The following is a 22,592-nucleotide window of genomic DNA, read 5'->3' on the forward strand; positions in this document are numbered from 1 at the left end:
ACCTTATATACGATACTTATATTTTACTGCGAAACGTTGCTGTGCCGTCTCATAGATGTTATCAGCAGTTTACGCTTGACTGGGGGAAAATGAAAGATGTTGGAATTCGACTTTGAGCTTGAGCAGCTTGCTCAAATAAAAGTAATAGGTGTTGGCGGTGGCGGTAGCAATGCCGTTAACCGAATGATAGAAAATGGTGTTAAAGGCGTGGAGTTTATTACGGTAAACACCGACGCTCAGGCGCTGCATTTGGCTAAATCCGAGCATAAGCTGCAAATCGGCGATAAGCTTACGCGTGGACTTGGTGCGGGTGCCAATCCTGATGTAGGCAGCAAGGCTGCCGAGGAATCTCGCGAAATTATTATGAACCAGCTTAAAGGCTCGGACATGGTATTCGTGACAGCAGGAATGGGCGGCGGTACGGGAACGGGAGCAGCTCCGGTTATTGCCGAAATCGCTCGCGAATGCGGCGCACTCACTGTAGGGGTTGTTACTCGGCCTTTTACCTTTGAAGGACGCAAGCGTGCTGGACAAGCTGAGCTTGGGATTGAAGCGCTCAAAGAAAAAGTAGATACGCTTATCGTCATTCCTAATGACCGTTTGCTTGAGATTGTAGACAAAAAGACACCAATGCTGGAAGCTTTCCGTGAAGCGGATAACGTGCTCCGTCAAGCCGTTCAAGGCATCTCAGACCTTATTCAAGTACCAGGCCTAATCAACCTTGACTTTGCAGACGTAAAAACGATTATGACAGAACGCGGCTCCGCTTTGATGGGTATCGGTATTGCTACTGGCGAGAACCGTGCTGCTGAAGCAGCGAGAAAAGCGATTATGAGCCCGCTGCTTGAAACGTCAATTGACGGCGCTCGCGGTGTTATTATGAACATTACTGGCGGCAGCAACCTTTCACTCTATGAAGTGAATGAAGCAGCTGAAATCGTCATTTCAGCATCTGATCCAGATGTGAACATGATCTTTGGTGCGATCATCGATGAAGATCTGAAGGACGAAATTAAAGTAACCGTTATAGCAACGGGCTTCGAGCACAAGTCACCAGCTGCGCGTCGTGTTCCACAACAGCAGCCAGAAGCAGTTGATACAAGGCAACAGGGCAGCTCCAATGCAGTTAAGCCTTTTGGAGCTAGCAACACTTCAAGCGACCAGCTTGAAATTCCAGCATTTTTGCGCAATCGCCCTCGCAACAACGATCGTTAGAACTTTTTGTACTAAGCCTCACCATTATGGTGAGGCTTTTTTTTATTTTTTTGATTGTAAGTTGATCGAGAAAAGGGGAGTAGCAGCTGTAAGCACGCATATGCATTTATATGTTCTTTTGCCTACGATTAGCGAATGGGCAAGGTAGATAAGCCTCTGTAAGCACGTATAGGTTCTTACAGCATGAAAGAAGCCTTAGTTTGCTGCGAATAAGCACCTATACGTTCTTATAGTTTACTATTTGCGAATGAGCAAGGTAGATAAGTCTCTGTAAGCACGTATAGGTTCTTACAGCATGAAAGAAACCATGGTTAGCTGCCAATAAGCACCTATACGTTCTTAAAGCCAATGCTTGGTGAATGAGTAAGCTAGATAAGCTAGATAAGCCACTGTAAGAACGCATAGGTTCTTACAGCATGAAAGAAACCAAGGTTAGCTGCCATTAAGCGTCTATACGTTCTTATAGCCTACTATTTGCGAGTGAGCAAGGTAAATAAGGCGCTGTAAGCGCGTATAGGTTCTTGCAGCATGAAAGAAACCATGGTTAGCTGCCAATAAGCGCCTATACGTTCTTACAGCCTACTATTTGCGAATGAACAAGGTAGATAAGGCGCTGTAAGCACGTATAGGTTCTTACAGCATGAAAGAAACCATGGTTAGCTGCCAATAAGCGCCTATACGTTCTTACAGTCTACTATTTGCGAATGAGCAAGGTAGAGAAGCCTCTGTAAGCACGTATAGGTTCTTACAGCATGAAAGAAGCCTTTGTTTGCTGCCAATAAGCGCCTATACGTTCTTACAGCCTACTATTTGCGAATGAGCAAGGTAGATAAGACTCTGTAAGCACGTATAGGTTCTTACAGCATGAAAGAAACCAAGGTTAGCTGCCAATAAGCGCCTATACGTTCTTACAGGCTACTATTTGCGAATGAACAAGGTAGATAAGGCGCTGTAAGCACGTATAGGTTCTTACAGCATGAAAGAAACCATGGTTAGCTGCCAATAAGCGCCTATACGTTCTTACAGCCTACTATTTGCGAATGAACAAGGTAGATAAGGCGCTGTAAGCACGTATAGGTTCTTACAGCATGAAAGAAACCATGGTTAGCTGCCAATAAGCGCCTATACGTTCTTACAGTCTACTATTTGTGAATGAGCAAGGTAGAGAAGCCTCTGTAAGCACGTATAGGTTCTTACAGCATGAAAGAAGCCTTAGTTTGCTGCCAATAAGCGCCTATATGTTCTTACAATCAACGCTTGGTGAATGAGCAAGGTTGAGAAGCTGCATTTTATAAATGCTAATAACCCTCTAATGTGCCTGTTAAAGTGATTTGAATAATAGAGTATGCAACTGCTCTTGGTTTACTTTGTAGCATCGAATTCTCTGGGTGCCATTTCCTGCGGGCAATAAGGCTTGATTGAGAACCATACGATGAAGCAGTTTTTGAGCTTCGCGTTTTTTGATTTTTAGGAGATCGATTACGTCAGTGGGCCGGATAGGATGCTGTATTTGAGAAGCATAACGTAATACTTCCAACTGCAAGAATGCATCAGCGCTTGTATCTTGTTTATTGCCAATTAAGCTCCTACCCATAAATTGTTGGAGAAGCTGTTGGCACATTCGCGGTTTTTCTTTTAGGTCATCATAGGAAAAACGTAATATTTTCCAACCGTCGAGCACAAGGTGGTTTTGTCGCATTAATGAATCTGAAAACTGCCAACGAGTGGTTTCTGAGGAATGAGTGCGATATCCATCAATTTCGATCGCTAGCCGTAAGCCTGATTTTAAATATGCAAAGTCCAAAAAACGAGTGCCGTCACGAAAATCAGCAATCTCAAACTCTGGAATAAGCCCATCAAGTTGATGGAAGGCAGGATACCACACCCTTTCTAAAAATAATTTTTCAGCGTGTCCATGTCCTTGCTCCAGCCTCCGTCCATATTCTCCACTACTCTTTTTCAGATGAAGTCCCAGCCAACATTCGTATACTGATTGAAACGACAAATTTATCATCCTCCTACGGAAAATAAAAAAAACCGCATACTGCGGGAGAGAGATCTCCCGAGTAAGCGGTGTGCTTCACTGCTTCTATCTATTTAGAATGATAATCTAATTGCCTAAGTGGAACAAGTATCCATTCCAATTTTTTTTTGTATTTTTTAAAAAACGGCCAGATTATTTAGTCGAAAATTATTTTAGCAATGTCAAGTGCCTCAATAAGAAACAAAAAGGTAGATTCAGCCTGACATAGGAGTGATCCCTCACAGGAGCTGCCCTAGGCTAATGAACTGTTAGCAAAATATGACGAGCTAAAGATATAAGCCTCTGCAATAAAACGTAAAAGACTTGCCGTTTTTTATACTCCTACTCGACAAAAAAAGATACGTCATGCCGTCATGAATAGACAGACTTTGAAATAGGATTTTAATATACTAGTGTCAATCGTTCTCCCGGGTGCCGGCTGCAGGCCGTTTACCGCCAGTTGCAGGAAGGTGACCGAAGTGGCTGTTTATGTTGATGTTATGTTTTTACGAGAGCTGCTCGTTGACGGTGCTATTCTATTAACTACTGCTTGGGCACGTCATCTTAAACCGAAGCCTTGGCGAGTATTATTGGCTTCTGCTGTCGGAGCTTGTTATGTCGTTTTAATGCTTTTTCCACAATTATCTTTTTTATTCACATTTGCAGTTAAGGTTGCTACGTCGTTATTGATTTTATGGATTGCTTTTGGCTTTGCCTCGATTCAGCACTATATGAGGAATGTTGCAGCGTTTTATGCGGTTAACTTTGTGGCTGCTGGAGCTGTGCTTGGACTTTATTATTTGTTCATGCAAGGGTCCCGTGAGGTTTGGAAAACGATGATGTTCGTAAACGGAAACATGCGTGTGGAGCTTAAGATGGGATTGTTTTATTTAATTGCTGCGTTATGTATCGGATTGTATATATACCGTGCCGTATTGACGCAAAAAAGAGAAAGGGAGCTGGTGCACACTCATTTGGCAGAAGTGAAAATTATGATTGGAGAACGTATACAAACCTGCATAGGCCTGATCGACACCGGCAATCAGCTGTATGATCCACTTACACGGACACCGGTCATGGTGATGGAGGCATCCTTGTGGCAAGATGATTTACCTGAATCGTGGTTGAATAGCATACGAGATGCACAAGTGGATCGTCTTGTAGCGGGAATGGATGAGCACACCTTTGTTTGGCAAGATCGACTTCGTCTTGTACCATTCAGAGGTGTTAATCGAGGGTCACAGTTCATGCTAGCGATAAAGCCGGATGCGGTTGAAATTACTAGGGAAGGACAAGTTTTTGAAACGCGGAAGGTGCTTATCGGGCTTGACGGCGGTAAGTTAACGTCTGATGGGGCATATCGAGCCATTATCCATCCGTCTATGGTACAACAGTAACGAACGTATGCTCATACAAACGAGGAGGGATGGGCCAGATGCTCGTCAAGTACAAACTGATCCTTCAGTTATATTATTATCGTGTCATGTTTTTATTCGGATTAAAAAGTGAAGAAATTTATTACATTGGTGGCAGTGAGGCATTACCGCCTCCCCTAACACGTGAAGAGGAAGAATATTTGCTGGAAAAACTGCCTACCGGCGATACGGCTATTCGCGCAATGCTAATCGAACGTAATTTAAGGCTAGTCGTATACATCGCTCGTAAGTTTGAGAATACCGGCATTCATATTGAAGATCTCGTATCAATCGGCGCGATCGGTCTAATAAAGGCGGTTAACACGTTTGATCCTGAGAAAAAGATTAAGCTGGCCACCTACGCCTCCCGTTGTATTGAAAATGAAATATTGATGTACCTGCGCCGCAATAGCAAGACACGTACCGAAGTGTCTTTTGATGAACCGCTTAACATCGACTGGGATGGAAATGAACTGCTTCTATCGGATGTGCTCGGAACGGAGAACGACACGATTTACCGGAACATTGAAGAGCAGGTAGATCGCAAGTTGCTTCACAAAGCGCTTGATAAATTGTCTGAGCGTGAACGGATCATTATGGAGCTTCGCTTCGGTCTTGCAGACGGCGAGGAAAAAACACAGAAGGATGTTGCTGATCTTCTTGGCATTTCACAGTCCTATATTTCACGCCTTGAGAAGCGAATTATTAAAAGGCTTCGAAAAGAATTTAACAAAATGGTTTAGATCCCGCATCCTGCTTGCGGTTGTCGAACGATGTCGCAATAGGAATAAAAAGGACTCCTGAGGAGATAATGTACATTAATGTTTCTCCTTGGGAGGTAATCACGTTGACCCGAAATAAAGTCGAGATCTGTGGAGTGGATACCGCGAAACTGCCTGTCCTTAATAATGTCGAAATGAGAGAATTGTTTACGGCATTACAAACCCGTAATGAGTGGGCAGCAAGAGAGAAATTAGTTAACGGTAATCTGCGGCTAGTGCTTAGCGTTATACAACGGTTTAACAATAGGGGAGAGTTTGTAGACGACTTATTCCAGGTCGGATGCATTGGACTTATGAAGGCGATAGATAATTTCGACCTTAGCCAAAATGTCAAATTTTCCACCTATGCCGTACCGATGATTATCGGGGAAATACGCCGTTACTTGCGTGACAACAACCCTATACGCGTATCACGCAGCTTGAGAGACATTGCCTACAAGGCGCTTCAAGTTAGGGATAGCTTGACGAACAAAAACTCACGCGAACCGACGATTTTTGAAATATCGGAAGCATTAAATGTTCCGAAAGAAGATGTCGTATTCGCACTGGACGCCATTCAAGATCCTGTTTCATTGTTTGAACCGATCTACCATGACGGCGGCGATCCTATTTATGTTATGGACCAAATTAGTGACGAACGTAACAAAGACGTATCGTGGATCGAGGAAATCGCACTTCGGGAAGCTATGCATAAGCTGAACGACCGTGAAAAAATGATTTTGTCGATGCGCTTTTTCGAAGGCAAGACGCAAATGGAGGTAGCCGATGAAATCGGCATCTCACAGGCACAGGTATCTCGTTTGGAAAAGTCGGCTATTCAGCAAATGCAAAAGCATGTAAAAACATAAAAAAACGGTGCCGAGAGGCACCATTTTTTTTGTTTACGTGATTTATTGAAGGAGACTAATCAATAATCATTAACCAAAAAGATAAGAAACTGATGATCAGACAAAGCGGAGAGTAGACATACGTATCCATCCGTGCAAAATGCGTGTTTCGAATCGTTTTGAATAACCCGACTGCACGAAACTCACCAACTGCTCTAGCCAAAAAAATAATAGCAAGTGCCCATGCTGCAATGGAGGGCAGCGATGCTGGTCCGATGACAGGGATAATATCAGCAAACATAAGAATGAATGCGGCGCCCGCAAAGAAAAGTACTGCAACAGCTGCCGTTCCAACAGGACGAGGTTTAAAAAGAGGCTGAGATGTGTAATTCTTTGTCGGGACAGCAATGGAGATTCCATGCCGACCACCTAACACCCAATATATATGTATCACGCCGATGACGAACAACACCGCACTAATGAGCGCTGCTAATAACGATTGCATCACATATCCCTCCGTGTCATGTATGATTTTTTTCAATAAACGGCATGAGCAGGTCAATCTGCTTCTTGGTTTCTTCCGGAATGAGAGTACGATGTTTATTTCGTTCGTACCATCCCAAGTAATAACTGTATAAGAGTTCAGATGTATTTTTTGCCTCATCTTCTAATAATTCGCACGCTATGAGCAAGCCGCTCATATAATCCAAGCGCTGCTGCTCAATTTGCTGAAGCAGCTCGGCATACGCAGGCGATGTCGTTCCTAATTTTCGGAAATGATAAATAAAATCTTTTCCTTCTATCGTGCTGAACATGACGCTGAGCAGCTGGTGTACCTTTTGCTTCGGTTCTAATGAATCATGCTGCTGAATATGAGCGATGATTGATATGGTTGTTTGTTCATGCCAGTAATGAATAATACGATCCACATACAAAATACGATTTTTAAAATACCAATAGAAGCTGGTTTTACTGCTGTTTAACTGCTTAGCGAGCTGTTCGATAACGAGAGCTTCGACACCCCCTTCAGCAAATTTTTGCAGTCCTAGCTTAATCCAATCGAGTTCCGTTGCGACGATTTTTGGCATGATATGCTCCTTATTCGATCCTCTGATATTCTTTTATTGTACGCTATCGTACATAAAAATCAAATTTTGAAATAAGAGGCTCCTTTTCTTGATAAGAAGGACATTTTGGGCGATTTCCACATATAGTTATAGGAGAGACAAACGGGTGATCACTCTACTTGAAAAGTGGTGAGCGGAAATGAAAATATCTGATTTTCAAACAAAGGACGTTATTAATATTGTGGACGGAAAAAAGCTAGGTCAAATAACGGATTTGGAGCTTGATCTACGGCAAGGTCGGATCGATTCTATTGTGGTGCCGCAGTATACTAAGTTTTTGGGAATGTTTGGCGGTGGCGGCACGGAAGTCGTTATTCCATGGCGCAATATTGTGAAAATTGGGGCAGATGTTGTGCTCGTTCGAATGGATGACACGAAACAGCTTCGTTCCGAGGAAGAAGATTTGCACGCTCGCTCATAAAACGCTAAACTGTGACTATACCAGCAAAGCTGATTTGCTTTGCAACCCTTAGCTTATGCTTACGAAGTAGGTTTGCTTCGCAAACCTAAGCAAATGCTTACGAAGTAGGTTTGCTTCGCAAACCTTTAATAGAGGTGAACAAATGGAAGCTTTTAAACATAATCAATCAGCGAAGGGACCTTCGCTTTTTTTATTGTCTGAATGGGAATCACGTTACGATCGTTTGAATGCGGGGTTTACAGGACGTCAAGGCGGGGTTAGCGAAGGCCACTTTTCATCGTTAAACATGGGCTTGCACGTCAAGGATCAAGATGCCGCAGTTATATCGAACAGGCGATTGCTGACCGATGCTATCGGCTGGCCTTTTGAAGCGTGGACATGTGCTGAACAGGTGCATGGAAACCGGGTATGGCAAGTGACTGAAGCAGATAAAGGCAAAGGTAGAAATAGTCTGGACGATGTGCTCAGGGATTGTGATGCTATCATGACTAACGTCCCTGGGGTGCTGCTGACTTCTTTTTACGCAGATTGTGTCCCATTGTATTTCTATGATCCAGAGCATGATGCGGTGGCGCTTGCCCATGCCGGTTGGAAGGGAACCGTCCAGCAGATCGCTGTTGAAACGGTACGAGCAATGGAGCAAGCATATGGAACCGACCCTAAAGCGCTTGTGGCAGCGATAGGGCCTTCTATAGGAGGCTGCTGCTATGAGGTGGATGGTCCAGTCATAGAGCAAGTACAGGCGCTTTTGACTGATCTGAGCTTGACGCAAGAAGAAGCGGAATCAATGCTTAAGCAAAGCGAGGATGGCAAAGCGAACTTAGACTTGAAAGAAATAAACCGACAGATTATGATAAAAGCAGGAATTTTGCCGATACGTATCGAATTAACAGAGTGGTGCACTGGATGCAGACGGGATTTATTTTTTTCTCATCGCAAAGAAGGTGGCTTAACCGGCCGAATGGCCAGTTGGATCGGCATTCGGGAGAGGTGAAACATGTCATTCACATTAGAGAATAGAATTGAGCTTGTGGAAGAGCGAATTAAGAAAGCTTGCGAGCGTGCCGGGCGCAGCAGAGATGAAGTTCAAATTATTGCTGTTACGAAATATGTTTCTTTAGATACTACGAAGGCTGCCCTAGGGCAAGGCTTGCTTCATTTGGGTGAAAATCGCTGGCAGGACGCGCAGGCGAAGTGGGAAGCGATAAGCGGCAGTGACGATCTAGCAGCAGAGGATCAGCCTATCTGGCATTTTATCGGTTCATTGCAAACGAATAAGGTGAAGGACGTCATTGGGAAGTTTACATACATGCATTCGTTGGACAGGCTATCGCTTGCTGAAGCCATAAATAAGCGTGCTTCCCAGCTAGGAATTATCGTTCCTTGCTTTATTCAAGTAAATGTATCTGGAGAAGATTCCAAGCAAGGCATTAATCCAGACGAGCTCTTTCCCTTTGTGGAGCAGCTTGCTAAGTTTAATTCGATCAAGCCAATTGGTTTGATGACGATGGCTCCTTATGAAGCCGAACCAGAGCAAACGAGACCCGTCTTTAGAGCATTGCGAGAGCTGAGGGATGAATTAGAGCGGCGCTCGGAACATCCAAACACCATCACCCAGTTATCAATGGGCATGTCGAATGATTTTGAGGTTGCCATCGAAGAAGGAGCGACATGGATTCGCCTTGGTACGATATTAGTAGGTAAAGAGGAGGAATAGGGATGAGCGTCATGAACCGCTTTATGAGTTTTCTTGGCTTGCAAGATGAAGAAGAAGTTGTAGAGAGAGAACGTGTTGTACAGCAGGAAGAACAAGAAGCTGAAACTTCTCCCTTCGAGGCACGTAAAAACACGAAGAGCAATAATGTCGTCAGCATTCATTCACAGAAGAATGTCCGGGTAGTACTTAGCGAGCCAAGGTCTTATGATGAAGCGCAAGAAATTGCTGATCATTTGCGTTCACGCCGTGCAGTAATCGTGAATCTTCAACGTGTTCGCAGCGATCTTGCTGTTCGAATTGTTGATTTTCTAAGCGGTACCGTGTACGCTTTAGGCGGAAGCATCTCTAAGCTAGGACCCAATATTTTTCTTTGTACGCCGGATTCAGTCGAAATTCAAGGTGCTATAACGGAAATGCTGGCGGAGGAGAACGACTACAACAAAATGAGGTGACCTTGAGTTAATGGATGAAGTTTATAGTATTGTGATGCTGGTACAAAAAATTTACACGTTTATGATCATTGGTTATGTGCTGCTATCTTGGTTGCCTAACGCCCGTGAAAGCTTTATCGGCGTATTTCTAGGTAAGCTGGTTGAGCCATACTTAGGTATTTTCAGAAAGTTTATTCCGCCAATCGGAGGCATGCTGGATCTTTCGCCAATCCTTGCCGTGTTCGCATTGCAATTTGTAGCGTATGGCCTGATTGCAGTAATCGGATTTTTTATTTGATTAAAGGAATGAGTTTATATGAAACAAGGAATATACGATCATTTCCATCCCGATGAGAAACCTTTCGTAGATCGGGCGGAGGAATGGATAGAGCGGTCCGCACAGCAGCATGAGCTGAAGCGGACCGATTTTTTAGACCCAAGACAAGCGCAAATATTGACTATTTTGGCAAATCGCAACCCTGATGTTAATGTCCGGTTTGATGGCGGTTATGATCAAGCTGAGCGTAGACGAGCCATTATAGGTCCAGATTATCGAAATTTGGATGACGAAAATGCTGGCATATCTGTTCTTGTAGTTAATGGACCGGGACAAGCCCAAATGGAATTAGATCATGGTGATTTTTTAGGAGCACTGCTTGGACTTGGTATAAAACGTGACCGAATTGGTGACATACATGTGCATGAGCATTTTTGTCATATCATTGTTATGGATGAAATTGCGGATTACTTGAATATCCATCTGAGACAGGTTCATCGGATTAATGTGCTGACAGACGTACTTCCACTATCTGAGCTTCAGACGGCTTTGGTTAAGCTGGAGGAAATGAGTTTGTCAGTTGCTTCTATGCGATTGGACGGGATTGCGAGCGATGTTTATCGCATAAGCAGATCCAAAATCGTTGATCCGATTCGAGCAGGAAGATGCAGGGTGAATTGGAAATCGGAAGAAGACCCATCCGAGCAGCTTCGAGCGGGTGACGTTGTGTCATTCAAAGGACTTGGCCGATTTAAAGTACTAGAGGTGGATGGCGTGACAAAAAAAGGCAGAATTCGAGTAAAGGTCGGCAAATTTATTTGAATGATTGCAGGAATTTTCCTGTAGTTGTCGAATTATTCTCATCAAATCGTGTATTTTCGGTTACGAATGTTCCAAATACCATAAGGAGGTGCCCCAATGCCGTTATCGCCATTGGACATACATAACAAAGAGTTTGGTCGGAGATTGCGTGGCTACGATGAGGATGAAGTTAATGAATTTCTAGATCAGGTCATCAAAGACTATGAATCGCTCATTCGTGAAAATAAAGAAATGCAAAACCAAGTATTAGGCTTGCAGGAAAGATTGAATCATTTTACGAATATCGAAGAAACGCTTAGCAAAACGATTATAGTTGCACAAGAAGCAGCCGATGAAGTAAGAAACAACGCGAAGAAAGAAGCACAGTTGATTATTAAGGAATCAGAGAAAAACGCTGATCGAATTATCAATGATTCACTTGCCAAGTCTCGCAAGGTTTCTCTTGAGGTGGAAGAGCTTAAAAAACAAGCTTCCGTATACCGTGCTCGTTTCCGTACACTTGTAGAAGCTCAGCTTGAACTGCTTTCCGTAGATGGTTGGGATACGTTGGAGCCGCATGTAAGACAAACCGAGCATGAATTGACTCGCGGCTAGTTTTTTTATAAACAGGCGAAATGCCATTTGACATTTGGCCTGTTGTTACGCTATAACTAATAGTAATTAATTGATGATCTAAACTTCGTTGATGAGAACAAGTACGTTTTGAGTTCACTCCTCAGAGAGCCGGCGGCAGCTGAAAGCCCGGTGTGTGAGCTATTGCGGAATATCCTCTCTGAGAAGCGGTGCTGAACCTGCGTATGCAGCAGTAAGTGCTGACGGCTGTCCCCCGTTACAGGGAACGCGAATATTATGTTCGCGACTAAGGTGCCGCATGAAGCACAGCTGAACGTAGCTGTCTGCTCTCATTAACTTGTTGCTGGATTTCAGCAGCAGTGCGGAACAAGGGTGGTAACGCGACTAAGCCTCGTCCCTTCTCATAGGGATGAGGCTTTATTTTTGTTTAAATTAGGAGGCTGAAGCGATGCAACGCGTAGACGTTAAGGAACGTGCCCGCAACCGTGAGCTGCGAGTGCTGGAGCAATGGAAAACAGATGAAACGTTTAAAAAATCAATAGCAAACCGGGAAGGCAAGCCGAATTTTGTATTTTATGAAGGGCCGCCTACCGCTAATGGAGCACCACATATCGGTCATGTACTTGGCCGCGTAATTAAAGATTTTATTTGCCGCTACAAAACAATGGCAGGATACCGTGTTATCCGTAAAGCAGGATGGGATACGCATGGTCTACCGGTTGAGCTTGGAGTTGAGAAGCAGCTAGGCATCTCCGGCAAGCAGGAAATCGAAGAATACGGTGTAGAGAAGTTTGTGAAAAAATGCAAAGACAGCGTATTTGAATATGAGAAGCAGTGGCGTGAGCTGACAGAAGGCATCGCGTATTGGACGGATTTAGACAATCCATACATCACGCTTAAAAACGAGTACATCGAGAGTGTTTGGCATATTTTATCGTCAATCCACGGAAAAGGACTGCTGTACCGCGGTCATCGCGTAAGTCCTTATTGCCCGGATTGTCAAACGACGCTTAGCTCGCATGAGGTTGCTCAAGGTTATGAGGATGTTAAGGATCTAAGCGCAACAGCGAAGTTTAAGCTAGTGGAGTCGGGAGAATTCGTTCTCGCTTGGACAACTACGCCGTGGACGCTTCCTGCAAATGTGGCGTTAGCCGTAAATCCGGAGCTTGATTATATCCGTGCTTCCAAAAACGGTGAAGTGTATATCGTTGCTCAAAATCTAGCGGAGAGCGTTCTTAAAGAAGATTATGAAGTTCTATCCGTATTGAAAGGCGCTGAGCTTGTTGGTCTTAGCTACGAGCCGCCATTCCAATACGTTGCCCTAGAAAAAGGCCACGTCGTTATTGCAGGCGATTTCGTTAGCGACACTAGCGGTACGGGTATCGTTCATATCGCGCCAGCACATGGTGAGGATGACTACCGAGTTTCACGCGACAACGGAATCAGCATGCTGAGTGTTGTTGATTTGGCTGGTCGCTATACGTCAGAGGTTACTGACTTTGCAGGACGTTTCGTGAAAGACGCTGAGCTTGATATTGACATCGTCAAGAACCTTAGTGAACGCGGTCTTCTTTACTCGAAGGAGCGCTACGAGCATAGCTATCCATTCTGCTGGCGCTGCAAAACGCCGCTCATCTACTATGCGATGGAAAGCTGGTTTATTAAAACAACAGCGGTTAAGGATCAGTTGATCGCCAACAACAACAGCGTTGATTGGTATCCTGGCCACATCCGTGAAGGGCGCTTTGGTAAGTTTTTGGAGGATTTGGTGGATTGGAACATCAGCCGCAACCGTTACTGGGGTACGCCGCTTAACGTTTGGGTCTGCGATGTAACAGGCAAGGAGTATTCACCAAGCAGTATTGCTGATCTGCGTGCGATGGCGATTGGCGATGTGCCAGAGGACATTGAGCTTCATAAACCGTATGTGGATGATATTAAGCTGAAATCACCTTTCGCTGAGGGTGCTGAAATGACGCGTACACCTGAGGTTATCGATGTATGGTTTGACAGCGGTTCGATGCCATTCGCTCAGCATCATCACCCGTTTGAGAATGAGCAGCAATTCGCTGAGCAGTATCCAGCAGATATGATCTGTGAAGGTATTGACCAAACACGCGGCTGGTTCTACAGCTTGCTTGCAGTATCTACGTTGTACAATGGCAAAGCGCCATATAAAGCGGTTATCTCAACTGGCCATATTTTGGATGAGAATGGGCAAAAAATGTCCAAATCGAAGGGTAATGTTATCGATCCTTGGGAAATCATCAATGAATATGGAACGGATGCGTTCCGCTGGGCTTTACTATCAGACAGCGCACCTTGGAACAGCAAGCGCTTTTCACGAGGCATCGTTGGCGAAGCCAAATCCAAAGTCATTGATACCATCGTAAATACACATGCGTTTTTCGCGTTGTATGCTTCAATCGATGGCTTTGACTACACAGCTCATGAAGAAATCAAATCAGACAACAAGCTGGATCGCTGGATCATTTCACGTCTGAACAGCTTGATTAATACAGTGAACAAGGGTCTTGAAGTAAATGATTTCCTAAATCCAGCTAAATCGATTGAAGTGTTCGTTGACGAGCTGAGCAACTGGTATATCCGCCGTTCACGTGATCGCTTCTGGGGAAGCGGGCTTACAGCTGATAAATTAGCCGCTTATCAAACTTTGCGCAGCGTACTGCTTACTCTCTCGCGTTTAATCGCACCATACGCACCTTTGCTTGCAGAGGATGTATTCGGAAACCTTGGCGGAGCAGGCAGCGTTCATTTGGCTGATTATCCGAAAGCGGATGAAACGCTAATTGATGAGACTTTGGAGCGCGATATGGAAAGTGCAAAACAAATCGTTGAGCTTGCTCGCAACGTTCGGAACGAAACAGGAATCAAAACGCGCCAGCCTTTGTCGGAGCTAATCGTATCGCTTGATCGTGATTTCAACGTAGCAGACTACGAGGATATCGTGAAGGATGAAATAAATGTAAAAGCTATTACCGTACAAAATTCAGACAGTGGTTTTGTTGATTTCACCCTTAAGCTGAATCTTAAAGTTGCCGGTAAAAAATACGGTAAAAACGTTGGACCTATTCAAGGTCAGCTAAAAGGACTATCAGCAGAACAGACTCGTAGCATCGTAAATGGCGGAAGCTTCGACTTCACAAGTGCAGAAGGCGAACAGCTGTCGATCACTGTTGATGAGCTGTTGGTTGAGAAGCAAGCGAAGTCAGGTTTCGCATCTGCATCTGGCAACGGTGTTACTGTAGCGCTGAATACGGATATTACAGCTGAGCTTGAGCAAGAGGGCTGGGTTCGTGAAGTGATTCGCGCCGTTCAGGATACACGCAAAAAGCTCGATCTGCCGATTGAGAAGCGTATCGATCTAGTACTTGATGTTGATGCAGAGCTCAAAGCGGCGCTGGATGCGTTCGCACAAGTGCTTCAAGACAACGTGCTTGTTCAAACCGTCGCTTATGGTGATGAGCCGGGGATGGAGAAAGTTGTGCTTGGCGAAAAAGAAATAGGGATTTTCATCCGCGGATAAGGTTATAGTATAAAGGAAATTAACAAGCGAAAAAAACGAGGCCGTCGCCTTCCGACAGCTGCAGCAAACGACTGAATAGTCGCAATGCTAGCAATGTCCGGCAGGTCAGGCCTCGTTTTATTGTTTGACAAAGGGGATGCCTCGTATGAATACAAATAACCCGGAACAGCCGAAAAATTTGAACGAGTTACAAACCTCGTTAAGCAAGCTTGATAAACGACTGCAAACTATTGCTACCGAAATGGAGCATACCCAAATAGCGGACTACATTGATCTGTTAAACAGACCATGGACAATGATTTGGAAAAATCTGCTGGCTGGTACAGCCAGAGGTGTAGGAATCGCGATTGGTTTTACCTTTTTTGCTGCGACCATTCTTTATGTTCTGCGTATATTAGGAGCGCTAAACTTACCGATAATCGGCGACTATATTGCAGACATTGTCCGAATTGTCCAAATCCAGCTCGAAGGAAAAGTTTATTGATTATAAGCGTTGATCCTCAAGATCAGCTTCTAATCCATGATCGCCTTCATCCGACTCCAAGTAGTTTTTATACTCTCGGTTGCGGATTACGGACACATGACGCCCTGTAATGTCGGTCGCAAGAAAGCTTTCAATGGATTCAACGAAGCCGTCATTCTCGAAAGCTTCAATGCCTACATGCTCGTAATCGGCAACATCTCGATTCTCAGATGTGGCAGGTGAATCAGCATTGCCCCATTGCTCAACAATTTGCCAAGCATCCTCGCCATCAAAGCCGTTGTAGGAATCATGCTCATCCATGCTGGTTCGACCAAAGGGAGGATCGAGAAATAATTCTTCAACCGGCCTGCGCAGGGATAATTGTTGTCTTGGCGCATGTTCAATGCAGTAAAGCGTATCAGGCACGGCATCCAAACGCTCAAGCGGAATAGGTTCATTGCATGTTTTACAAATGCCGTATGTTCCATCAGCAATCGCGGTTAGCGCTGCCTCAATGCGATTCAGATGCAATTCCTCTTGTTCATGAAGGGCTACATCTTTCTCGCGTTCATAAAGCTCAGTAGCAACATCACCTGGATGATTATCGATTGTGGATAGTTCTCCGGTAGTGTCACGCAACGAATTTGCTAAGCCGTAATGATCGTTTTCTGAGAAACGTTTTTCAATTTCGCGCTGCTCGTCCAACAATCTGGCTTGCAGCAGCTGAATATGAGCAGTGTTTGGCTTTGTCATTTTGAGCACCCTCCTTAGCAGGGAACATAATTGCAGTATTAGCTTTTGCTGAAATACGGTTTTTCAGTATGGTCTTCAATGGAAGAACAGCAGGCGGGCGCTGGCTCTTATTTAGCTCCGTATGCTACAATTGATTAGCAAACTTTCAGAAATGCGCTGGCTTTTCACATCTAGCCTGAAGTGCTTTTGAATGGAAACGCTGCTTTACAAAAAATTAGGAGTGATTCGATGCGTTTTTATTATTACTGGGTAGCGGTATTAGTGTTAGTCCTTGATTTTGTAACAAAGAAATTAATTGAGACAAAATTGGAGATAGGGGATCAAATTAGCATTATCGGTAATTTTTTTCTCATCACTTCGCATCGAAATCGCGGTGCTGCATTTGGCATCTTGCAAGAGCAAAGACTGTTTTTTATCATTATTACCGTTATCATTGTTTTGGGTATCATTTGGTACATACAGGCATCGAGAAAATCAGCTAAGCCTTGGCTGCTAATAGGACTCGGACTAGTTCTTGGCGGCGCTATTGGCAACTTTCTCGATCGCGCGCGTTATGGTGAGGTTGTCGACTTTCTTCAGTTTAACTTCGGCAGCTATGGCTTCCCAATATTCAACGTAGCGGATTCAGCGATTGTCTGTGGTGTAGCATTAATTCTAATTGACACCTTGTTATCGGCTAGAGATGACAAGAAACGTTTGCAAAATGGAGAGGACAAGGATCAAAACAATCATGAGCAGCAACCTGTATAATGAAGAATCGTTGGAATGGATCGTAGAGGCGGAGCAATCCGGTGAACGAGTAGATAAGTTTGTAACAGACAGTATTGACGATCAAGGCGTGTCCCGAACGCAGGTTCAAGAATGGATTAAAGCAGGGGCCGTACAGGTCGATAACAAAGTGGCAAAAGCGAATCTGAAGGTAGCAGAGGGCAATCGTGTCGTTCTGATTATCCCAGAGCCTGAAGAGGCAGCCATTGTCCCTGAGAACATCCCGCTTGAAGTTATTTATGAGGATTCAGACTTGATTGTTATTAATAAAAAGCGCGGTATGGTTGTTCATCCTGCACCTGGTCATTCTTCAGGCACGCTTGTAAATGCGCTGATGTATCACTGCAAGGACTTGTCCGGCATTAACGGCATGATCCGTCCAGGCATTGTTCACCGCATAGATAAGGACACAACAGGGTTGCTGATGGCTGCCAAAAATGATCTGGCGCATGTCTCGCTTGCTGAGCAGCTTAAGGAACATACGGTAACGCGTAAATATATCGCACTTGTGCACGGCAATTTGCCGCATGACCAAGGTACAATTGATGCGCCTATCGGACGTGACCTGAATGACAGGAAGCTCTTTACGGTAACCGAGCACAATAGCAGACATGCAGTAACCCATTTTCACGTATTGGAGCGCTTAGGCGATTACACGATTGTAGAGCTTCAGCTAGAGACGGGACGTACCCATCAAATTCGTGTGCATATGAAATATATCGGTCATCCGCTTGCGGGAGATCCGGTTTACGGCCGCAACAAGACTGTAGCCTTAAAAGGACAAGCTTTGCATGCTACGCTGCTTGGCTTTACACATCCGCGCAGCGGCGAGCGGCTTGAGTTCGAAATGCCTTTGCCGGCAGACTTCGAAAATGTATTAAGCAGCTTGCGTTCAAGGTAATAGTGCAATAGTGCAAACTTTTCACCACATTATTCATTATTTCAAGCACATAAGTACGTTATTCTAATCAATAACAACTGAAGTAAATGAATATAAGGATAGGTGACGTGAAATGACTTCCATTAACCAAAATTACTTGGAGCTGCAAGGCAGCTACTTGTTTTCTGAAATTGCAAAACGCCGTACTAAATTCATTCAAGAAAATCCAAATGCTGAAATTATCAGCTTAGGAATTGGTGATGTTACGCGCGGTTTGCCGGATTCGGTTCTGAATGCTATGCACAGTGCAGTGGACGAGCTTGCAGCTCCAGGTTCATTCCGTGGATACGGACCTGAGCAAGGCTACGATTTTCTAATAAATGCAATTATCGAAAATGACTATAAAGCACGCGGCATTGACATTGCAACAAATGAAGTGTTTGTAAGTGATGGTTCCAAATGCGATGTCGGCAATATACAAGAAATTTTCAGCGAGAACAGTATCGTTGCGGTACAAGATCCGGTTTATCCAGTCTACGTCGATACGAACGTCATGGCTGGCCGCTCTGGCAAATACAATCAAGATACTAAGCGCTATGAGAACATTGCGTATTTGGAGTGTACAGCTGAAAATGATTTCAAGCCTAGCCTTCCTGATCGTAAAGTAGACATTATTTACTTGTGCTATCCGAACAATCCAACTGGCATGACGCTTACGAAAGAAGAGCTTAAAGTATGGGTTGACTATGCGAAAGCAAACAACTGCATCATTCTTTATGACTCCGCATACGAAGCATTTATTCAGGAAGAAGATGTTCCGCACAGCATTTACGAAATCGAAGGCGCGCGTGAAGTAGCCATCGAATTCCGCAGCTTCTCCAAAACAGCAGGTTTTACTGGTGTTCGCTGTGCCTACACAGTTGTGCCGCGCGAGCTGAAAGGTCTTGATGCTTCAGGCAATGAAGTGTTGATCAATGATTTGTGGAATCGCCGCCATACGACGAAGTTTAACGGCGTATCATACGTTACACAACGTGGAGCAGCTGCTATCTATTCAGAAGAGGGCAAAGCGCAAATCAAATCTTTGGTTGACTACTACATGAAAAATGCAGCAATTATCCGTGACGGCCTTGCGTCCATCGGACTTGAGGTATTTGGCGGAGTAAACGCACCTTATATTTGGCTGAAAACACCGAACGGCATGGATTCGTGGTCATTCTTCGATAAGCTTCTTACAGAAGCAAACATCGTTGGAACGCCAGGTGTAGGCTTCGGTCAAAGCGGTCAAGGCTATTTCCGCCTTACAGCATTCGGAAGCCTTGAGAATACTCAAAAAGCAGTTGAAAGAATTCGTAAATTAAGCCTGTAACCTATAATCGCTATCCTTGCATAGTTTATCAGGATTGGTCCACACTAAGTTGAAGCGGAAATATTCGTTTTTACTTGACATCTATTGTCGAACGTGGGATAATTCCTATGATATACATCAGTACCTTTAACTCAGTCCCGAGAGGCTGGCAAGGTAGCGTGAATAACAGGTCTATAGAAGAGAAGAATAGGACAGCTTTATGCACTGCTTTCTGTGACGAGAGCTCTGCTTGCTTGCACCTATCTCTTTAAGCCTTATCACAAGCTCCTTGCGAAATTCGCAAGGAGCTTTTTGTCGCAACCTGGCAGTTTTGGACGGTTATGGAAGGAGTCAGCGGAAATGACGGAAGAAGAGCATTTAGTCATCATGGATGAAACGGCGATTCGCCGCGCATTAACGCGAATTGCTCATGAAATTGTGGAGAAGAACAAGGGAATCGACAACTGTGTGATTGTAGGCATTCGCACAAGAGGGATCTACCTTGCTCGGCGAATTGCAGAGCGTATCGGTGAAATTGAAGGAAAGCCTGTTCCTGTGAGCGAGCTTGATATTACTCAATACCGTGATGATCGCAAAGCAATCATATCTGCAGACATGGAAATAGCAGCAGCAATTGGCGATACCGACGGCGTACCCTTTACGGTTCAGGACAAACGCATTATTTTGTTCGATGACGTATTGTACACGGGCCGCACGATTCGCGCTGCAATGGATGCGCTTATGGATTGCGGACGGCCGCAAAGCATTCAGCTCGCCGTCCTTGTAGACAGAGGGCATCGCGAACTGCCGATTCGACCAGATTTTGTAGGCAAGAACGTCCCAAGCTCTAAACAAGAGCAAATCGATGTGGCTCTTACCGAAATCGATCAAATCGACCAAGTGACCATTATTAATCAGAGGGGGCAAGCCGGATGACCATCACACAGCTTAAACAACGGAGTTTGCTCGGATTAAAAGATTTAAGCCAAGAAGAGATTGAATCGATACTAGATCGTGCTGCTTATTGGGAGAATCATTCAAACAAAGTGCACACGACGATGCAAGGCAGATTTGCAGCCAATATGTTTTTCGAGAACAGCACGCGTACTCGCTTTTCATTTGAAGTAGCAGAGAAACGACTAGGTACAGAAGTGCTGAATTTCTCCGCTGCGGTTTCAAGTGTACAAAAGGGCGAGTCAATCTACGATACAGTACGCACACTTGAGTCAATGGGAATTGACGTTGGCATCATTCGCTTAAAGCCGATCGGCGTTCTTGCAGAACTGGCAACGAAGATCAAGGTGCCCCTCATTAATGCCGGCGATGGCAATAACGAGCACCCGACACAAGCGCTGCTGGATATGTATACGATGCGCAAGCATTTTGGACAACTCAAAGGCTTAACGGTCTCGATTGTTGGAGATGTGCTGCATAGCCGCGTTGCAAGATCGAATCTATGGGCTTTGCAAAAATTCGGAGTTAATGTGAACTTTTGCTCACCGCCAAATATGCAAGCTTCTGAACTTGACGTCTCTTATGTCTCTATAGATGAAGCTTTAAAATCAGATGTTGTCATGATGCTGCGCGTCCAGCTGGAACGCCATGAAAGCGGAATGCTGAACTCTGCTGAAAGTTACCGCGAACATTACGGCTTGACGGTAGAGAGAGCCAGCAAGCTGGCTAATCACGCGATCATTATGCATCCTGCTCCAATCAACCGCAACGTAGAAATAGACGATGAACTGGTTGAGCATCCACAATCTCGCATTTTCCCGCAAATGGAAAACGGGGTTCCTATCCGCATGGCGGTAGTAGAGCGTGCGCTCAGCTAACTTTAGCAACATAGACCTAAATCCGGAGGGTGAAACGACAATGTCATTATGGATTATAAACGGTAACGTATGGAATGAAACTTCGGGCAGCTTAGAAAGTAAGCATATTCGGATTGAAAATAACAAGATCGAAGCTATTATAGACGGTTCCGAGACAGTAGATACAGGAAGCGCAGAAGTCATTGATGCAAAGGGCAAGCTGGTATCGCCAGGCTTTATCGATATGCACGTTCATTTGCGCGATCCGGGCTTTGAATATAAAGAAGATATCGCAACAGGCACACGCTCTGCGGCAAAAGGCGGATTTACAACGATTGCATGTATGCCCAACACTCGTCCTGTAACGGATACTGCTGAAACGGTACGCTACATTACGAACAAGGCGGCTCAAGTCGGCGTTGTCAAAGTATTGCCATACGCATCCATCACTAAAAACGAGCTTGGCCGCGAGTTGACGGATTTTGCTTCATTAAAAGAAGCGGGTGCAATTGGCTTTACGGATGACGGTGTAGGTGTCCAGAACGCGCAAATGATGAAAAACGCGATGGCGCTTGCTCATTCCATGGATATGCCGATCATCGCTCACTGCGAAGATGATTCATTGGTTGAAGGCGCTTGGGCATCGGAAGGCGAGTTTTCCCGCAAGCACGGCTTGAAAGCTATCCCAAATGAATCCGAAGCGATTCATGTAGGCAGAGACGTTCTATTGGCGGAAGCGACGGGCGTTCATTATCATGTATGCCACGTTAGCACTGAGCAATCGGTACGGTTAATTCGCCTAGCTAAGCAAATCGGAGTTCGCGTAACTGCTGAGGTTTGCCCGCATCACTTGCTGCTTTCTGATGAGGATATTCCGGGCCTTGATGATGCAAATTGGAAAATGAATCCTCCGCTTCGTACGCCGCGTGACGTTCAAGCGGTTATCGAGGCGATTGAAGACGGAACGATCGATATGGTCGTTACGGATCATGCACCGCATAGCGCGGAAGAGAAAGCTCGCGGCGTTCAACTTGCACCTTTTGGCATCGTTGGCTTCGAGACTGCTTTCCCGCTCTTGTACACAAAATTTGTTCAAACCGGCAAGTGGACGCTTGGCTTCCTGCTGCAGCGCATGACTGCGGATCCGGCACGTGTTTTCCGGCTTCCAACGGGGCGTTTAGAGCAAGGCGCTCCTGCTGATATTACAATCGTTGATTTGGACAACGAGCGTTCGGTTGATCCGAGCACATTCGCATCCAAAAGCAACAACACGCCATTCGGCGGCTGGAAGCTTAGCGGCTGGCCTGTAACGACGATCGTTGAAGGCGCAGTTGTTTGGTCAGAATAAATAACTTTTACTAACTAAAGCCAATATATGGGGACAATCAACAC

The 22,592-nt window shown here is 44.9% G+C and carries 23 protein-coding genes and 1 other annotated feature; of the genes, 19 read left to right on the forward strand and 4 right to left on the reverse strand.

What is annotated here, in order from left to right; all coding sequences use genetic code 11:
• Positions 1-96 precede the first annotated feature (96 nt).
• Positions 97-1,215, forward strand: coding sequence for a cell division protein FtsZ (gene ftsZ, locus ACIFSR_RS25030; protein WP_339208724.1), 1,119 nt, complete (start codon positions 97-99; stop codon positions 1,213-1,215).
• A 1,321-nt stretch (positions 1,216-2,536) separates the two neighbouring features.
• Here ftsZ and ACIFSR_RS25035 read toward each other — a convergent pair.
• Positions 2,537-3,220 (reverse strand): DNA-binding response regulator, encoded by a 684-nt coding sequence (locus tag ACIFSR_RS25035; RefSeq protein ID WP_430060831.1) that lies wholly within the window; start codon positions 3,218-3,220, stop codon positions 2,537-2,539.
• Positions 3,221-3,651: 431 nt separating this feature from the next.
• Between ACIFSR_RS25035 and spoIIGA the strand changes: the two genes are divergently transcribed.
• From spoIIGA to sigG, 3 genes are all read left to right on the forward strand, one after another.
• Positions 3,652-4,635: a sigma-E processing peptidase SpoIIGA gene (spoIIGA, locus tag ACIFSR_RS25040; RefSeq protein ID WP_305953884.1), complete on the forward strand. Its 984-nt coding sequence runs from the start codon at positions 3,652-3,654 to the stop codon at positions 4,633-4,635.
• Positions 4,636-4,673: 38 nt separating this feature from the next.
• Positions 4,674-5,396: an RNA polymerase sporulation sigma factor SigE gene (gene sigE / locus ACIFSR_RS25045; protein ID WP_054027973.1), complete on the forward strand. Its 723-nt coding sequence runs from the start codon at positions 4,674-4,676 to the stop codon at positions 5,394-5,396.
• A 104-nt stretch (positions 5,397-5,500) separates the two neighbouring features.
• Positions 5,501-6,283, forward strand: a complete 783-nt coding sequence (gene sigG, locus ACIFSR_RS25050; protein WP_054027974.1) for an RNA polymerase sporulation sigma factor SigG — start codon at positions 5,501-5,503, stop codon at positions 6,281-6,283.
• Positions 6,284-6,338: 55 nt separating this feature from the next.
• On the opposite strand, the gene ACIFSR_RS25055 is transcribed toward sigG, so the two are convergent.
• Together ACIFSR_RS25055 and ACIFSR_RS25060 are read right to left on the reverse strand one after the other, a co-directional pair.
• Positions 6,339-6,767: a DUF3995 domain-containing protein gene (locus tag ACIFSR_RS25055; RefSeq protein WP_430060834.1), complete on the reverse strand. Its 429-nt coding sequence runs from the start codon at positions 6,765-6,767 to the stop codon at positions 6,339-6,341.
• Positions 6,768-6,783: 16 nt separating this feature from the next.
• Positions 6,784-7,350 carry a TetR/AcrR family transcriptional regulator gene (locus tag ACIFSR_RS25060; protein WP_430060836.1) on the reverse strand — a complete coding sequence of 189 codons (567 nt, stop codon included), beginning with the start codon at positions 7,348-7,350 and terminating at the stop codon, positions 6,784-6,786.
• Between the two features lie 178 nt (positions 7,351-7,528).
• Between ACIFSR_RS25060 and ACIFSR_RS25065 the strand changes: the two genes are divergently transcribed.
• The 9 genes from ACIFSR_RS25065 to ACIFSR_RS25105 all read left to right on the forward strand — a co-directional run bounded on the left by ACIFSR_RS25065 (position 7,529) and on the right by ACIFSR_RS25105 (position 15,661).
• The gene (locus tag ACIFSR_RS25065) at positions 7,529-7,810 is read left to right on the forward strand and encodes a YlmC/YmxH family sporulation protein (protein ID WP_076268170.1); all 282 of its coding nucleotides are present in this window, start codon (positions 7,529-7,531) and stop codon (positions 7,808-7,810) included.
• Positions 7,811-7,952: 142 nt separating this feature from the next.
• Positions 7,953-8,804, forward strand: a complete 852-nt coding sequence (gene pgeF / locus ACIFSR_RS25070) for a peptidoglycan editing factor PgeF (protein ID WP_430060838.1) — start codon at positions 7,953-7,955, stop codon at positions 8,802-8,804.
• Positions 8,805-8,807: 3 nt separating this feature from the next.
• Positions 8,808-9,527 (forward strand): YggS family pyridoxal phosphate-dependent enzyme, encoded by a 720-nt coding sequence (locus ACIFSR_RS25075; protein ID WP_430060840.1) that lies wholly within the window; start codon positions 8,808-8,810, stop codon positions 9,525-9,527.
• A 2-nt stretch (positions 9,528-9,529) separates the two neighbouring features.
• Complete coding sequence (locus ACIFSR_RS25080) at positions 9,530-9,979, forward strand: cell division protein SepF (protein WP_076268173.1); 450 nt, start codon at positions 9,530-9,532, stop codon at positions 9,977-9,979.
• Between the two features lie 10 nt (positions 9,980-9,989).
• Positions 9,990-10,256, forward strand: coding sequence for a YggT family protein (locus ACIFSR_RS25085; protein WP_054027981.1), 267 nt, complete (start codon positions 9,990-9,992; stop codon positions 10,254-10,256).
• Between the two features lie 18 nt (positions 10,257-10,274).
• Positions 10,275-11,057 carry an RNA-binding protein gene (locus tag ACIFSR_RS25090; RefSeq protein WP_430060842.1) on the forward strand — a complete coding sequence of 261 codons (783 nt, stop codon included), beginning with the start codon at positions 10,275-10,277 and terminating at the stop codon, positions 11,055-11,057.
• Positions 11,058-11,153: 96 nt separating this feature from the next.
• Entirely contained in the window at positions 11,154-11,651 is a 498-nt protein-coding gene (locus ACIFSR_RS25095; protein WP_076268175.1) for a DivIVA domain-containing protein, read from the forward strand.
• Between the two features lie 79 nt (positions 11,652-11,730).
• Positions 11,731-12,032 (forward strand) — a binding site (T-box leader).
• 46 nt (positions 12,033-12,078) lie between these two features.
• On the forward strand, positions 12,079-15,177 hold the full coding sequence (ileS, locus tag ACIFSR_RS25100; RefSeq protein ID WP_430060844.1) for an isoleucine--tRNA ligase: 3,099 nt from the start codon (positions 12,079-12,081) through the stop codon (positions 15,175-15,177).
• A gap of 145 nt (positions 15,178-15,322) precedes the next feature.
• The gene (locus ACIFSR_RS25105) at positions 15,323-15,661 is read left to right on the forward strand and encodes a DUF5665 domain-containing protein (protein ID WP_256710892.1); all 339 of its coding nucleotides are present in this window, start codon (positions 15,323-15,325) and stop codon (positions 15,659-15,661) included.
• Here ACIFSR_RS25105 and ACIFSR_RS25110 read toward each other — a convergent pair whose 3' ends face one another.
• Positions 15,662-16,393, reverse strand: coding sequence for a TraR/DksA C4-type zinc finger protein (locus ACIFSR_RS25110; protein ID WP_339208735.1), 732 nt, complete (start codon positions 16,391-16,393; stop codon positions 15,662-15,664). It lies immediately after the preceding gene.
• A gap of 228 nt (positions 16,394-16,621) precedes the next feature.
• Between ACIFSR_RS25110 and lspA the strand changes: the two genes are divergently transcribed.
• The 6 genes from lspA to ACIFSR_RS25140 all read left to right on the forward strand — a co-directional run bounded on the left by lspA (position 16,622) and on the right by ACIFSR_RS25140 (position 22,548).
• Positions 16,622-17,143 (forward strand): signal peptidase II, encoded by a 522-nt coding sequence (gene lspA, locus ACIFSR_RS25115; protein ID WP_339208737.1) that lies wholly within the window; start codon positions 16,622-16,624, stop codon positions 17,141-17,143.
• Complete coding sequence (locus tag ACIFSR_RS25120; RefSeq protein ID WP_339208738.1) at positions 17,124-18,062, forward strand: RluA family pseudouridine synthase; 939 nt, start codon at positions 17,124-17,126, stop codon at positions 18,060-18,062. Before lspA ends, ACIFSR_RS25120 begins: the two co-directional genes overlap by 20 nt.
• Before the next feature lie 112 nt (positions 18,063-18,174).
• Positions 18,175-19,410: an LL-diaminopimelate aminotransferase gene (locus tag ACIFSR_RS25125; protein WP_339208739.1), complete on the forward strand. Its 1,236-nt coding sequence runs from the start codon at positions 18,175-18,177 to the stop codon at positions 19,408-19,410.
• Between the two features lie 339 nt (positions 19,411-19,749).
• Positions 19,750-20,325 (forward strand): bifunctional pyr operon transcriptional regulator/uracil phosphoribosyltransferase PyrR, encoded by a 576-nt coding sequence (gene pyrR / locus ACIFSR_RS25130; RefSeq protein WP_076268182.1) that lies wholly within the window; start codon positions 19,750-19,752, stop codon positions 20,323-20,325.
• Positions 20,322-21,221, forward strand: coding sequence for an aspartate carbamoyltransferase catalytic subunit (locus tag ACIFSR_RS25135; RefSeq protein ID WP_076268183.1), 900 nt, complete (start codon positions 20,322-20,324; stop codon positions 21,219-21,221). The genes pyrR and ACIFSR_RS25135 overlap by 4 nt, the downstream gene beginning before the upstream one ends.
• Positions 21,222-21,261: 40 nt before the next feature.
• The gene (locus ACIFSR_RS25140; protein ID WP_339208741.1) at positions 21,262-22,548 is read left to right on the forward strand and encodes a dihydroorotase; all 1,287 of its coding nucleotides are present in this window, start codon (positions 21,262-21,264) and stop codon (positions 22,546-22,548) included.
• Positions 22,549-22,592 lie beyond the last annotated feature (44 nt).

The sequence above is a fragment of the Paenibacillus sp. NRS-1760 genome (assembly GCF_050467785.1).
Taxonomy (GTDB): Bacteria; Bacillota; Bacilli; order Paenibacillales; family Paenibacillaceae; genus Pristimantibacillus.

What these genes read in the sequence shown, in the direction of transcription:
- pgeF (WP_430060838.1), top strand. Translation starts at nt 7,953, where the DNA reads ATGGAAGCTTTTAAACATAATCAATCAGCGAAGGGACCTTCGCTTTTT.
- sigE (WP_054027973.1), top strand. Translation starts at nt 4,674, where the DNA reads ATGCTCGTCAAGTACAAACTGATCCTTCAGTTATATTATTATCGTGTC.
- ACIFSR_RS25090 (WP_430060842.1), top strand. Translation starts at nt 10,275, where the DNA reads ATGAAACAAGGAATATACGATCATTTCCATCCCGATGAGAAACCTTTC.
- ileS (WP_430060844.1), top strand. Translation starts at nt 12,079, where the DNA reads ATGCAACGCGTAGACGTTAAGGAACGTGCCCGCAACCGTGAGCTGCGA.
- ACIFSR_RS25120 (WP_339208738.1), top strand. Translation starts at nt 17,124, where the DNA reads ATGAGCAGCAACCTGTATAATGAAGAATCGTTGGAATGGATCGTAGAG.
- pyrR (WP_076268182.1), top strand. Translation starts at nt 19,750, where the DNA reads ATGACGGAAGAAGAGCATTTAGTCATCATGGATGAAACGGCGATTCGC.
- lspA (WP_339208737.1), top strand. Translation starts at nt 16,622, where the DNA reads ATGCGTTTTTATTATTACTGGGTAGCGGTATTAGTGTTAGTCCTTGAT.
- ACIFSR_RS25140 (WP_339208741.1), top strand. Translation starts at nt 21,262, where the DNA reads ATGTCATTATGGATTATAAACGGTAACGTATGGAATGAAACTTCGGGC.
- ACIFSR_RS25110 (WP_339208735.1), bottom strand. Translation starts at nt 16,393, where the DNA reads ATGACAAAGCCAAACACTGCTCATATTCAGCTGCTGCAAGCCAGATTG.
- ACIFSR_RS25060 (WP_430060836.1), bottom strand. Translation starts at nt 7,350, where the DNA reads ATGCCAAAAATCGTCGCAACGGAACTCGATTGGATTAAGCTAGGACTG.
- ACIFSR_RS25095 (WP_076268175.1), top strand. Translation starts at nt 11,154, where the DNA reads ATGCCGTTATCGCCATTGGACATACATAACAAAGAGTTTGGTCGGAGA.
- ftsZ (WP_339208724.1), top strand. Translation starts at nt 97, where the DNA reads ATGTTGGAATTCGACTTTGAGCTTGAGCAGCTTGCTCAAATAAAAGTA.
- ACIFSR_RS25065 (WP_076268170.1), top strand. Translation starts at nt 7,529, where the DNA reads ATGAAAATATCTGATTTTCAAACAAAGGACGTTATTAATATTGTGGAC.
- ACIFSR_RS25055 (WP_430060834.1), bottom strand. Translation starts at nt 6,767, where the DNA reads ATGCAATCGTTATTAGCAGCGCTCATTAGTGCGGTGTTGTTCGTCATC.
- ACIFSR_RS25105 (WP_256710892.1), top strand. Translation starts at nt 15,323, where the DNA reads ATGAATACAAATAACCCGGAACAGCCGAAAAATTTGAACGAGTTACAA.
- ACIFSR_RS25075 (WP_430060840.1), top strand. Translation starts at nt 8,808, where the DNA reads ATGTCATTCACATTAGAGAATAGAATTGAGCTTGTGGAAGAGCGAATT.
- ACIFSR_RS25085 (WP_054027981.1), top strand. Translation starts at nt 9,990, where the DNA reads ATGGATGAAGTTTATAGTATTGTGATGCTGGTACAAAAAATTTACACG.
- ACIFSR_RS25080 (WP_076268173.1), top strand. Translation starts at nt 9,530, where the DNA reads ATGAGCGTCATGAACCGCTTTATGAGTTTTCTTGGCTTGCAAGATGAA.
- ACIFSR_RS25135 (WP_076268183.1), top strand. Translation starts at nt 20,322, where the DNA reads ATGACCATCACACAGCTTAAACAACGGAGTTTGCTCGGATTAAAAGAT.
- ACIFSR_RS25125 (WP_339208739.1), top strand. Translation starts at nt 18,175, where the DNA reads ATGACTTCCATTAACCAAAATTACTTGGAGCTGCAAGGCAGCTACTTG.